The organism is Streptomyces incarnatus, assembly GCF_001027185.1.
Classification (GTDB): domain Bacteria; phylum Actinomycetota; class Actinomycetes; order Streptomycetales; family Streptomycetaceae; genus Streptomyces; species Streptomyces puniciscabiei.
Map to the genome: position 1 here is coordinate 7,063,020 of NZ_CP011497.1, position 12,371 is coordinate 7,075,390.

A 12,371-nucleotide genomic window follows, 5' to 3' on the forward strand; every position below is an offset into this window, starting at 1 on the left:
CGGCCGCCGCGCCGCCGCCCCCCCCCGGCGAACCAGGTGACCCCCTCCGGCAGTGGCCGCACACCCTGGGCGAGTTCGTCGGGCGCGGGCGCCCGCGCGTCCACCGCGTCCCCTTCGCCGCCGGCCTGTCAGCCGCCGAAGCGGCGCCCCAGGTACTCCTCGAACGTGGTTTTGCCCACCGCCTGTTCCGGCGCCAGCAGCCCGCCCTCGCGGCACGCCCGGTAGGCCTGGCCGAACAGCGGCAGCCGTGCCACCGCCCGGCGCCGCCCGGTCGCCCGGAGATAGGCGCGGGCCAGCGAGTCCAGGGACCGTACTTCGGGGCCGCCCAGGTCCGCCACCCGCCCGGCCGGCGCGGCGAGCGCCAGCTCCACCAGGCGGTCCGCGACCTCGGTCACCTCCACCGGCTGGTCCTGGATCCCGGCCGGGACCAGCAGGACGGGCGACTTGGCCAGTCCGCCGAGGACCGTGACCAGCAGGTCGTGGAACTGGGTCGTGCGCAGGACGGTCCAGCCGAGCCCCGACTCCTCGATCCGCCGCTCCACGGCCAGCTTGGTCTTGTAGTAGCCGAGCGGCACCCGGTCGACGCCGACGATGGAGATGTAGACCAGATGGCCCACCCCGGCCCGCCGGGCCGCCGCGATCAGATGATCGGCCGACGTCTCGTCGCCGCCCCGCTGCGTGGTCGCGCAGTGCACCACCGTGTCCACGCCGTCGAGCGCGGCATCCAGACCGCTCCCGCCCACGCGCAGATCGACGGCGTACGGCTGCGTGTGCCGGCTGAGCACCCGCACCTCGTGCCCCTCCGTCCGCAGCCGCTCCGTCACGCACCGGCCGAGCGTGCCGGTCCCGCCGGTCACCAGGATCGTGGGCATGCTGTTCCCGTCCCTTCGGACTCCGTGTGCCCCGCTCGGGGCACCTTCGCCAGCTGAGACCGCGCAGCCCCCGCAAATGTGACAAGCCCCCGGCCGGCCCCGCTACGACCGCGCCAGCTGCCGCCGCAAGTAGGTCAGCTTGTCCGGGTTCATCACGGTGCGCACATGAGCGATCAGCCCGTCCCGCAGCTCGAAGGACGCCACCCCGGCGAGTACGTCGCCCGCCCACGCGACCAGCGCGCTCGCGCCGTTGACCTCCGCCACCACGATGTCCAGGCCGCCCGTGAACCGCTCGGCCCCGCCCACCAGGAAGCGCACGACCTTCTCGCGTCCCTCGACCGGCCGCCGGGCCGCGGACACCTTGCCGCCGCCGTCGCCCCAGTAGGTGACGTCCGCCGCGAGCATCTTCTCCAGACCGGCCAGGTCACCCTCGCGGGCCGCCGTGAGGAAGGACATGAGCAGTTCCTCCTGCCGCTCGGGCGCCGGCTCGAAGCGGCCCTCCGGCACGGCGACCCGGGCCACCGCCCGCCGGTACAGCTGGCGGCAGTTGGCCTCGCCGAGGTTCAGGACGTCCGCGATCTCCCGGTGGGCGTAACCGAACGCCTCGCGCAGCACGTACACCGCGCGCTCGGTCGGCGTCAGCCGCTCCAGCAGGACGAGCAGCGCCATGGAGACCTGCTCGCGCCGCTCCGCCGACTCCAGGGGGCCGAGCGTCCCGTCGGAGGTGGCCACCGGCTCCGGCAGCCAGGTCCCGGGGTACTCCTCGCGCCGCGCCCGGGCGGAGGTCAGCCGGGTCAGACAGAGGTTGGTGACGGCCTTGGCGAGCCAGGCCCCCGGGTGCTCGATCGCCGTCCGGTCGGCGCCGCTGAACCGCAGATACGCGTCCTGCACCGCGTCCTCCGCCTCGTGGGCGGAGCCCAGCAGGCGGTAGGCCAGGCCGAAGAGGCGGGGCCGGTGGGACTCGAACTCGTCGGAGGGCGGCGATGGCGTCATGCGCCTCAGCCTGCCAGAGGCCGGTGCTGTCCTGATCATGGTGCCCCGCCGCTCCGGGTGCCCCGGCGTCCCGGGTGCCCCGGCGTCCCGACGCGGCGTCCTGGCGGCCCGGCGGCGGGCAAGGGCCGTCGTCACCGCCACCGGACCCGCCCGCACGATAAAAGGACTAGACCAGTACGGTCAATGGTCCGGGCCAAAGGTCAATCCGCGCTGGGTGTCCCGCAGTTGTGCGTTCCCGGCAGCGCCGCGCAAGGCCGGCGACACGTGCTGTGAGGGAACCCACACCCTCCGCCTGTCTGGAGTGCCGTAAGGCGTGGCACACTGGCCCTGTACCAGAAGCAGCGCACTCCGGGGTCGGTGAAAGTCCGAACCGGCGGTTACAGTCCGCGACCCGGTCGCTTCCAGCGGCCGGTTGACCAGGTGAAATTCCTGGACCGACGGTTAAAGTCCGGATGGGAGGCAGTGCGCGGCGGGCGGGCACATCCCTGTGCGCGTCGCCGTATCTGGGGCTGGTCCGTACGCGGACGGCCCTCTTTCGGCGTCGCCTGGCGTGCTCACCCGTACATGCTGTCGTCATCGACAGGCCCCGGAGTCCGTGCCCGAAGAGGCAGGAGGACCCGGGAAGTGTTCACCGGAATCGTCGAAGAGCTGGGTGAGGTCACCGCCGTCGAGAACCTCGACGACGCCTCCCGCTTCCGGCTCCGCGGCCCCGTCGTGACCGAGGGCGCGCAGCACGGCGACTCCATCGCCGTGAACGGGGTCTGTCTCACCGTCGTGGAGCACGAGGGCGACGAGTTCACCGCCGATGTGATGGCGGAGACCCTGAAGCGTTCCAGCCTCGGCGCGCTCACCGTCGGCTCCCGCGTCAACCTCGAACGCCCCATGGCCGTGGGCGCGCGTCTCGGCGGGCACATCGTGCAGGGCCATGTCGACGGCACCGGCGAGGTGCTGGAGCGCAGGCCCTCCGAGAACTGGGAGATCGTCAAGATCTCGCTCCCCGCGGACCTCTCCCGCTACGTCGTCGAGAAGGGCTCCATCACCGTCGACGGCATCAGCCTCACGGTCGTGGACGCCGGCCCGGACTACTTCACCGTCAGCCTCATCCCGACCACCCTCGACCTGACCACGCTCGGCCACAAGCAGCCCGGCGACCCGGTCAACCTCGAGGTCGACGTCGTCGCCAAGTACGTCGAGCGGCTGCTCGGCGACCGCGCCCAGGGGGCCGGCAAGTGAACTGGCTGAACTCCGGGGCCTTCACGCTCTTCGGCCAGCGCATCATCTGGTCGGACATGACCGGCAACATCCTCGGCCTGATCACCCTGGCCCTCGGCTGGCGCCGCTCCCTGTGGACCTGGCCCGTGCAGTTCCTCTCCGGCCTCGTCCTGTTCGCCGCCTTCTACGGCCACCTCACCGGCAGCGCCGGCAAGCAGGCCGTCGTCATGGCCGTCGCGCTGTACGGCTGGTGGCAGTGGCGGCGCAGCCAGGGCCGGGCCGAGGACGGGCACATCGCCCCGCGGTTCGCCACCTGGCGCGAGCGCGCGGCGATGCTCGGCGCGGCCGCCGCCGGCACCGTCGCGGTGGCCCTGCTCTTCACGGCCTACCCGTCGCTGTCCTGGGACCCCTGGCCCGACGCCTACATCTTCGTCGGCACCATCGTCGCCATGTACGCCCAGGCCAAGGGCATGGTCGAGTTCTGGATCGCCTGGCTGCTGGTCGACCTCGTCGGCGTGCCCCTCAACTTCGCCAACGGCTACGCGTTCTCCGGTTTCGTCTACGTCATCTACGGCGCACTCGTCCTGTGGGGCATGCGCGACTGGTGGCTGCGCTCCCGCCGGAGCCCGCAGCCCGTCCTGGAAGGAGTCCCGGCATGACCTCGGCACTGCCCCTGTACGACACGGACGCCCCCGAGAACTTCGGCCTCGACCCCGTCGAGCGGGCCATCGCCGACATAGCGGCCGGCCGCCCGGTGGTCGTCGTGGACGACGAGGACCGGGAGAACGAGGGCGACCTCGTCATCGCCGCCGAGATGGCCACCCCCGAGATCGTCGCGTTCATGATGAGCGAGTGCCGGGGACTGATCTGCGCCCCCATGGAGGGCGAGGAACTGGACCGGCTGCGGCTGCCGCAGATGGTCCAGGACAACACCGAGTCGATGAAAACCGCGTTCACCATCTCCGTGGACGCCTCGGCCGCTCACGGTGTGAGCACCGGCATCTCGGCCTCCGACCGCGCGACGACCCTCCAGCTGCTCGCGAGCGGCACGGCGGAGCCCACGGACTTCGTCCGGCCCGGCCACATCTTCCCGCTGCGCGCCAAGCCCGGCGGCGTCCTCGTCCGCAACGGCCACACCGAGGCCGCCGTCGACCTCGCCCGGCTCGCGGGGCTCCGCCCGGCCGGTGCCATCGTGGAGATCGCCGGTGAGGACGGCCGTATGCTCCGCCTGCCCGAGCTCATCCCGTTCGCCCGCAAGCACGGCCTGACGATCATCTCCATCGAGGACCTGATCGCCTACCGCCGCAGCAGCGAGCCCACCGTCCGCCGGGAGGCCGAGACCCGCCTGCCCACCCGGCACGGCACCTTCACCGCCTACGGCTACCGTTCCACCGTCGACGGCGTCGAACACGTCGCCCTCGTCCACGGAGAGCTCGGCGACGGCGAGGACGTCCTGGTCCGCGTCCACTCCGAATGCCTCACCGGAGACGTGTTCGGCTCGCTGCGCTGCGACTGCGGCCCCCAGCTGGACGCCTCGCTCCAGCGCATCCAGGAGGAGGGCCGGGGAGTCGTGGTCTACCTGCGCGGCCACGAGGGACGCGGCATCGGCCTGCTCTCCAAGCTCCGGGCGTACGAGCTCCAGGAGCGCGGCCGGGACACGCTCGACGCCAACCTGGAACTCGGCCTGCCCGCCGACGCCCGCGACTACGGCGCCGGCGCCCGGATCCTCGCCGACCTGGGCGTGCGCAGCGTCCGGCTGCTCACCAACAACCCCGACAAGACCGACGCGCTGCTGCGCCACGGCCTGAAGGTCACCGGCCGGGAGCCGATGCCGGTCCAGGCCGGCGAGCACAACCTGCACTACCTGCGCACCAAGCGCGACCGCATGGGACACGACCTGCCCTGGCTGGACACCCCGGCCGTGGCGGCGGGCCAGTAAGCACGACAGACGCACTGAAGCACGACAGACGTACTGAAGCACGACAGCAAGGCACTTAGGAGACACGTGAGCGGCAAGGGTGCACCGGAGTTGTCCGTACGCAACGCGAGCGACCTCAGGGTCGCCGTCATCGCGGCGCAGTGGCACGAGAAGGTGATGGACGGTCTGGTGAACGGCGCCCTGCGCGCCCTGCACGAACTGGGGATCGACGAGCCGACCCTGATCCGGGTCCCGGGCAGCTTCGAACTCCCGGTGGCCGCCAAGGTGCTGGCCGGGCGCGGCTACGACGCCGTGGTCGCCCTCGGCGTCGTCATCCGCGGTGGCACCCCCCACTTCGACTACGTGTGCCAGGGCGTCACCCAGGGCCTCACCCAGGTCAGCATCGAGACCGGGGTGCCCGTCGGCTTCGGCGTGCTCACCTGCGACACCGAGGAGCAGGCCCTGGACCGGGCCGGCCTGGAGGGCTCGAACGAGGACAAGGGCCACGAGGCGGTGACCGCGGCGGTCGCGACCGCCGCGACGCTCCGCTCAGTATCCGAACCCTGGCACTGAGGCACCGGCCGGAGCGCGTAGGGTAAGGACCACCATGTCCAAGAAGACGTTCGAGGAGCTCTTCACCGAGCTCCAGCAGAAGGCCGCCCAAGGCGATCCCGCCACCTCCCGCACCGCAGAGCTGGTCGGCAAGGGCGTCCATGCCATCGGCAAGAAGGTCGTCGAAGAGGCCGCCGAGGTCTGGATGGCCGCCGAGTACGAGGGCAAGGACGCGGCCGCCGAGGAGATCTCCCAGCTGCTGTACCACGTCCAGGTGATGATGGTCGCCCGCGGGATCTCCCTGGACGACGTCTACGCCCACCTGTAAGCCGCCCCGCCGAAACAGCCGTAGAAACCCCTTCACGCAAAGGAAGCCGACCTCATGCTGCGCATCGCCGTCCCCAACAAGGGTTCACTGTCCGGCCCTGCGGCGGAGATGCTGCATGAGGCCGGCTACCAGCAGCGCCGCGAGTCCAAGGAGCTGCGGATCGTCGACCCGGAGAACGAGGTCGAGTTCTTCTACCTCCGCCCCCGCGACATCGCGATCTACGTCGCCTCCGGCCGCCTCGACCTGGGCATCACCGGCCGCGACCTGCTCATCGACTCGGGCGCCGACGCCGAGGAGATCCTGCCGCTCGGCTTCGCCCGCTCCACCTTCCGCTTCGCCGCCAAGCCCGGCACGGCGAACGGCATCGAGGACCTCAAGGGCAGGACGGTCGCCACCTCCTACGAGGGCATCGTGGCGGGACACCTCGCCGACAGCGGCGTCGACGCCTCCGTCGTCCACCTGGACGGCGCCGTGGAGACCGCCATCCAGCTGGGCGTCGCCGAGGTCATCGCCGACGTCGTCGAGACCGGCACCAGCCTGCGCAACGCCGGCCTGGAGGTCTTCGGCGAGCCGATCATGAAGTCCGAGGCGATCGTCATCCGCCGCACCGGCACCGACGGCGAGGAACCGAAGGTCCAGCAGTTCCTGCGCCGCCTCCAGGGTGTCCTGGTCGCCCGGACGTACGTGATGATGGACTACGACTGCCGGGTCGAGCAGCTGGAGAAGGCCGTCGCCCTCACCCCCGGCCTGGAGTCCCCGACGGTCTCCCCGCTGCACAACGAGGGCTGGGTCGCGGTCCGCGCCATGGTACCCGCCAAGGAGGCGCAGCGGATCATGGACGACCTCTACGCCATCGGCGCCCGCGCCATCCTGACCACGGCCATCCACGCCTGCCGCCTCTAAGGGTCCGCGCGAGATGTCCGACACGCCCACCACCCCCTCCCTTCCCGTCACCTTCCGGCCCGGCCACACCCGGGCGATCCTGCTCACCGCCGGCGTGGTGATCTTCCTGACCATCTCCGGGGTCGGGCTGCTGCTGGAGCAGCTCGGCCCGGGGGAGCGGGCGAGCTTCGTCGTCACCGGGGCGCTGATCTTCTGGGTGCTGGCCCAGCTGGCCCGGGTCAAGGTCGTCGCCGACGAGTCCGGCGTCACCGTGGTCAACATCGCCAGCAAGCGGCGCCTGGAGTGGGCCGAGATCGTCCAGGTGAACCTCCGTCCGGGGGACCCCTGGGTGTTCCTCAACCTCAGCGACGGCACCAGCCTGCCCGCGCTCGGCATCCAGCCGGGCCTCGCCAGGCAGCGCGCCATCGCCGACGCGCAGGCCCTGCGCGCCCTCGCCGAAGCCCGTGCCACCACCCACTTGGCGGACGGCCGGGGCTGACCCGGGGCAAGATCAGGGCTGACTCAGGGGCGTCCACCCTGCCCGAGTGGCCCGTGTCTTGATTAATCTGGTGGCGGAGGCCCTTTCGCTGCGCCTCCGCCCCTGGACACCACCCGGTGCACAGGGGTTCCTGCTACCCGAGGAGTGACTCCCTCCAGCGATGGACGGATCGTCCTGTAGTACCTGCGCCGCCCCGACCCGACATACCGGGAAGGCGGTGGCAGCGTGACCATCTCCCTGCTGCTCCTGGGAGCGGCTTTCCTGCTGATCCTCGCCAACGGCTTCTTCGTGGCGGCCGAGTTCGGACTGGTGACCGTCGAGGCGACGGACGCCGAGAAGGCGGCCGCCGAGGGCGACCGGAGGGCCCGCAGGGTCGCCGAGTCGCTGAAGGAGCTGTCCTTCCAGCTCTCCGGCACCCAGCTCGGCATCACCATCACCTCCCTGGTCGTCGGCATGCTCGCCGAACCGGCCCTGGCCCGGCTGCTGCACGGCCCGTTCGCCGCCCTCGGCATACCGGACGGCGCCGTCTCCGGTGTCGCCGTGGTCGTCGGCATGCTGCTGGCCTCCGCGGTCCAGATGGTGGTCGGCGAGCTCGTGCCGAAGAACTGGGCGGTGTCCAAGCCGCTGCCGGTGGCCCGGTTCGTGGCCGGACCGCAGGCCCGCTTCTCCCGCCTGTTCCGCCCGGTGATCGCCGCGCTCAACACCGTCGCCAACCGGCTGGTGCGGGCCCTCGGCGTCGAACCCGCCGAGGAGCTGGCCTCCGCCCGCACCCCGGGCGAACTCGTCTCCCTGGCCCGGCACTCCGCGCAGGCCGGCGCCCTGGAACAGGACACCGCCGACCTGTTCGTGCGCACCCTGTCCCTGGGCGAGCTGACCGCACAGCACGTCATGACCCCGCGCGTGAAGGTCAGCGCCCTGCAGGACACGGCCACCGCCGAGGACGTCGTCAACCTCACCCGGGCCACCGGCCTGTCCCGCTTCCCCGTCTACCGGGAGAAGATCGACGAGATCGTCGGCATGGCCCACCTGAAGGACGCCCTCGCCGTCCCCGTGCACGACCGGCTGCGCACCCCCGTGAGCCGCATCGCCCGCAAGGCGCTGCTGGTCCCCGAGACCCTGCCGGTCCAGCCCCTGCTGACCCGGCTCCGCTCCGAGCAGCCCATCGCGGTCGTCATCGACGAGTACGGCGGCACGGCGGGCGTCGTCACCCTGGAGGACATCGTCGAGGAACTCGTCGGCGAGGTCCGCGACGAGCACGACGCCAAGGACATCCCCGAGCTGGCCCCCGCCCCGCCGGAGGACGGCCGGCCCGCCTGGGACGCCGACGGCAGCTGCCGCGTCGACATCCTCCAGCGCATAGGCCTCGACGTGCCCGAGGGGCCGTACGAGACGGTCGCCGGACTCGTCGCCGACCTGCTCGGCCGCATCCCGGCCCCCGGTGACCGGGCCGAACTGCCCGGCTGGCGGCTCTCGGTCCGCCAGGTCGGCCACTACCGCGCCGAACGGGTCCGCCTGGTCCGGACGGCGCCCGCGGTGAACGTGATGGAGGCCGCCCGATGAGCGTCCTCCAACTGGTCTTCGCCGCGCTGCTGGTGCTCGCCAACGGCTTCTTCGTCGGCGCCGAGTTCGCGCTCGTCTCCGTGCGCCGCAGCCAGATCGAACCGCTGGGCACGGCACGGGCCCGCCAGGTCCTCTACGGCCTGCAGCGCCTGCCCCAGATGATGGCCGCGGCCCAGTTCGGCATCACTGTCTGCTCGCTGACGCTGGGCGCGGTGGCCGAGCCGACGGTGGCGCATCTGCTGGAGCCGGTGTTCACGGCGGTCCACCTCCCCGACGGCATGGTCCACCCGCTGGGCTATGTCATCGCCCTCGCCGCGGTGGTCTTCTTCCACCTGGTCATCGGCGAGATGGTGCCGAAGAACCTGGCCATGGCGGCCCCCGAGAAGGCGGCGCTGTGGCTGAGCCCCGGGCTGGTCTACTTCGCCCGCCTGTGCAAGCCGATCACCGTGACCCTCGGCGCCTGCGCCCAGGGGATCCTCCGGCTCGTCCGGGTCGAGCCCAAGGACGAGGTCGAGGCCGTCGTCACCAGCGAGCAGCTCAACCGCCTGCTGGAGGACTCCGGCCAGGCGGGGCTGCTCGACCCCGAGGAGCGGGAACGCCTGGAGGACGCGCTGGAGCTGGGCTCCCGCCCGGTGACCGACGTCCTGCTGCGCCGGGAGTCCCTGGTCACGGTGGCTCCGTCGGTCACCCCGGGCGAGATCGTCGAGCTGACGGCCCGCACGGGGTACTCCCGCTTCCCGGTCTCGGCGACGGACAAGGGCCCCTTCATGGGCTATGTCCACGTCAAGGACGTCCTGGACCTGGAGCACTCCGACCGCGCCGTCCCGCAGCACGTCTGGCGCCCGATGACCACCCTGCGGGCCGAGCTGCCGCTCGACGACGCGCTGACGGTCATGCGGCGCGCGGCCACCCACCTGGCCCAGGTCGCCGACGCCTCCGGCAAGGTGCTGGGCCTGGTGGCCCTGGAGGACGCACTGGAGCTGCTGGTGGGCGAGGTACGGGATCCGGCGCACCGGGAGGTGCCCGCGGTGAAAGCCGACGTGAAGCTGGCGGAGCCCAGGGTGAGCGGGGAGCCGGAGGGAGCGCTCGCCTAGGAGCTCGGGTGGTGCGGGAACCGCGCGGGTGCGGCCCGGTGGTGGGTTGCTCGCGCCCGCGCGGCGGAGCCGCATGTCCCACACAGCCCCGCGCCCCTTGGGGAGCTGCAGTGCCGTCGGTTTCGCAGCGGCGCCCCGCTCCGCGGACAAGCGACCCACCCCGGGACGGCCCCGGGTCACAGCGCCTCACATACCCGGCGGATCCTGCGGCCCCCTGCCCGACAGCACCTCCCCGTACGCCTGCATCAGATCCGGCAGCCGCAGCGTGGCGAGGTCCTCCCGGGACAGGGAACCCGGGTACGTCGACAGCCGGAGATCCCGGTACGCGCAGCTCTTCTCGTACAGGGTGCGCAGGAACCGTCCGTTGCCCAGTTCGTCGATCCACCCCTGGTCGACCACGTGCCCGGCGATCGAGCGCAGCTCCTCCAGCGCCTCCTCGTCCCACTCGTCCCCGTTCTCGGCGGCCAGCACCTTGCCGATCTCGGTGAGTTCCTGCGGCCGGTAGGAGGGGAAGTCGACGCGGGTCGTGAAGCGGGAGGACAGCCCGGGGTTGGCGGCCAGCAGGCGGTCCATGCCCTCGGGGTAGCCGGCGAGGATCACCACCAGGTGGTCCCGGTTGTCCTCGGCCCGCTTCAGCAGCACCTGCAGGGCCTCGTCGCCGTACGCGTCCCCCTTGCCGTACCCCGAGTTGGACAGCGAGTACGCCTCGTCCACGAACAGCACGCCGCCGATCGCGGAGTCGATCAGCTCGTTGGCCTTCACGGCCGTCTGCCCGAGGTACTCGCCGACCAGGTCGGCCCGCTGCGCCTCGACCAGGTGGTCGCCGCCGAGCAGCCCGAGGGCGTAGAACACCCGCCCCAGGATCCGGGCCACCGTGGTCTTCCCCGTCCCCGACGGCCCCGAGAAGACGAAGTGCCGCTTCGGCGGCTGCACCGGCAGCCCCTGACCGGCCCGCAGCCGGGCCATGTTCAACTGCGCGGACAACGCCTTGACCTGGCGTTTCACCGGCTCCAGCCCCACCATGCGCTCGAGCTCGGCGAGCGCCTCCTCGAGCAGGGCGGGATCGGTCGGACCGGCCGGAAGGGGAGAGGAGGAGACACCGGTCTTCACCCGCACCGCCGGATCGGTCACCGACGGCAGGGGCCCCGTCGGCAGATCCGGCTCCGGCAGCCGCAGATCACGGCCCTCGGTGCCGAAGAGCGGATCGAAGCCGTCGGGCCCGTCCACGCTGTCCTGCCCGGCACCGGTCAGGGTGATCGCGGCCAGGTCGGCGGTGTCGTCGTACCCGTCCCCCTCGGCGATCGCCGCGAGCCGTGCTGAGGTGTCCATGAAGGCCGGGTCGACGCGGTGGACGGCCCGGTACAGGGGGAGCGCCGCCGCCGAGCGTCCCGTGCCCTCGTGCGCCCGCGCCAGCCAGTAGCGCAGCTCCTTGCGCTGCGGCTGCTCGCTGCGGCAGCGCATCAGCGCCGCCGACAGCAGCGGTTCGGCCTGGCCGTACATCTCCAGCCGGACCCTGGCCATGCCGCCGAACAGGCCCGCCTCGATGCCGAGCATGGGATCGTCCAGCAGCGGGTCGGTGTGCCGTACCAGCTGCTCCCAGTCCTTGACCAGATAGGAGCGGCAGGCGTGCAGGAAGCGGACCTGCGGATCGGTGTCGACCGGGGGCAGCCCGGCGAGGGCCCGGTCCAGCTCGGGCACGTGCCGGCCGTCCAGCCAGTGCGAGGCGTGCGCGAGCAGCAGATCGCGCGGGCTCTCCAGCACCGGTTGCACCCACCAGCCCAGCCAGTACCAGGAGTTGAGCGTACGGCGGTGCCGGGCGCGCTGTTCGCCGAAGCGGTCCCGGTGCCGGAACATCCTGAGCAGCGAGGTCGTCGTGTCGACCCGGAGCGCGTGCAGCCCGAGCCAGCCGTCGGCCATGCCGGGGTCCATCCGCACCGCTGCGCGGAACTCCTCCTCGGCCTGCGGGTAGGCACCCATGGTGTAGGCGTCCACCCCGCGCAGCCAGGCCAGGTCGGCCGGGGCCTCGGGGCCCTGCGTGCCGAAGTCCATCCCGTCCCCCCACAGACCGTGTCCCCGTGGTTCACCACCGGGCAGTCACCCGACGGCCGCCGCGGTCGAACCGCCGGGCCGCGGACCGGAGTTACCGGTGCGCGAGGCAGCCTCGAAGGTCGCACCGAGGGCATCGTACCCGCGCGACGACCGCGGGCCGAAGGGTGCCGCACCGGCCGTTCGACGAGGCGGGAGCAGACGGGGCGCGCGCGCCCTTCGTGACCGAGGGTGAGCGGATCGGCGCGCGGGGCACCCGGAAAACCGCGAGCGGACAGAACGAAGCCCCCGGTCACGGGGGAACAACCGGGGGCTTCGCGTGTGGGGGCGGTCACCGATGACCGCTCATTGAGAACGTAAGACCTGTACGGCCCCCCGGTCAAGCGGAGTTGGGGCACTCGGAGAAGTTCCCCCG

General features: G+C 72.0%; 12 protein-coding genes and 1 riboswitch. Of the genes, 9 read left to right on the forward strand and 3 right to left on the reverse strand.

The window, feature by feature from the left end; genetic code table 11:
• Positions 1-128: 128 nt before the first annotated feature.
• Both ABB07_RS32050 and ABB07_RS32055 read right to left on the reverse strand, forming a co-directional pair.
• A complete protein-coding gene (locus ABB07_RS32050; RefSeq protein ID WP_208901985.1) occupies positions 129-872 on the reverse strand; it encodes an SDR family oxidoreductase in 744 nt (247 codons plus the stop codon).
• A 102-nt stretch (positions 873-974) separates the two neighbouring features.
• Positions 975-1,865: an RNA polymerase sigma-70 factor gene (locus tag ABB07_RS32055; protein ID WP_208901986.1), complete on the reverse strand. Its 891-nt coding sequence runs from the start codon at positions 1,863-1,865 to the stop codon at positions 975-977.
• Positions 1,866-2,204: 339 nt separating this feature from the next.
• Positions 2,205-2,335, forward strand: a riboswitch (FMN riboswitch).
• 154 nt (positions 2,336-2,489) lie between these two features.
• On the opposite strand from ABB07_RS32055, the gene ABB07_RS32060 reads away from it, so the two are divergent.
• The 9 genes from ABB07_RS32060 to ABB07_RS32100 all read left to right on the forward strand — a co-directional run bounded on the left by ABB07_RS32060 (position 2,490) and on the right by ABB07_RS32100 (position 9,910).
• A complete protein-coding gene (locus tag ABB07_RS32060; RefSeq protein WP_208901987.1) occupies positions 2,490-3,098 on the forward strand; it encodes a riboflavin synthase in 609 nt (202 codons plus the stop codon).
• The gene (locus tag ABB07_RS32065; protein ID WP_208901988.1) at positions 3,095-3,736 is read left to right on the forward strand and encodes a nicotinamide mononucleotide transporter family protein; all 642 of its coding nucleotides are present in this window, start codon (positions 3,095-3,097) and stop codon (positions 3,734-3,736) included. Before ABB07_RS32060 ends, ABB07_RS32065 begins: the two co-directional genes overlap by 4 nt.
• The gene (locus ABB07_RS32070; protein ID WP_208901989.1) at positions 3,733-5,016 is read left to right on the forward strand and encodes a bifunctional 3,4-dihydroxy-2-butanone-4-phosphate synthase/GTP cyclohydrolase II; all 1,284 of its coding nucleotides are present in this window, start codon (positions 3,733-3,735) and stop codon (positions 5,014-5,016) included. Before ABB07_RS32065 ends, ABB07_RS32070 begins: the two co-directional genes overlap by 4 nt.
• 66 nt (positions 5,017-5,082) lie before the next feature.
• On the forward strand, positions 5,083-5,568 hold the full coding sequence (ribH, locus tag ABB07_RS32075; protein WP_208901990.1) for a 6,7-dimethyl-8-ribityllumazine synthase: 486 nt from the start codon (positions 5,083-5,085) through the stop codon (positions 5,566-5,568).
• A 34-nt stretch (positions 5,569-5,602) separates the two neighbouring features.
• Positions 5,603-5,875, forward strand: a complete 273-nt coding sequence (locus ABB07_RS32080) for a phosphoribosyl-ATP diphosphatase (protein WP_208901991.1) — start codon at positions 5,603-5,605, stop codon at positions 5,873-5,875.
• A 54-nt stretch (positions 5,876-5,929) separates the two neighbouring features.
• Positions 5,930-6,778 carry an ATP phosphoribosyltransferase gene (gene hisG, locus ABB07_RS32085; RefSeq protein ID WP_208901992.1) on the forward strand — a complete coding sequence of 283 codons (849 nt, stop codon included), beginning with the start codon at positions 5,930-5,932 and terminating at the stop codon, positions 6,776-6,778.
• A 13-nt stretch (positions 6,779-6,791) separates the two neighbouring features.
• On the forward strand, positions 6,792-7,256 hold the full coding sequence (locus ABB07_RS32090) for a PH domain-containing protein (RefSeq protein WP_208901993.1): 465 nt from the start codon (positions 6,792-6,794) through the stop codon (positions 7,254-7,256).
• A 225-nt stretch (positions 7,257-7,481) separates the two neighbouring features.
• A complete protein-coding gene (locus ABB07_RS32095) occupies positions 7,482-8,816 on the forward strand; it encodes a hemolysin family protein (RefSeq protein WP_208901994.1) in 1,335 nt (444 codons plus the stop codon).
• The gene (locus ABB07_RS32100; protein ID WP_208901995.1) at positions 8,813-9,910 is read left to right on the forward strand and encodes a hemolysin family protein; all 1,098 of its coding nucleotides are present in this window, start codon (positions 8,813-8,815) and stop codon (positions 9,908-9,910) included. The genes ABB07_RS32095 and ABB07_RS32100 overlap by 4 nt, the downstream gene beginning before the upstream one ends.
• 186 nt (positions 9,911-10,096) lie before the next feature.
• Here ABB07_RS32100 and ABB07_RS32105 read toward each other — a convergent pair whose 3' ends face one another.
• On the reverse strand, positions 10,097-11,959 hold the full coding sequence (locus tag ABB07_RS32105) for an AAA family ATPase (protein WP_208901996.1): 1,863 nt from the start codon (positions 11,957-11,959) through the stop codon (positions 10,097-10,099).
• Positions 11,960-12,371: the final 412 nt, after the last annotated feature.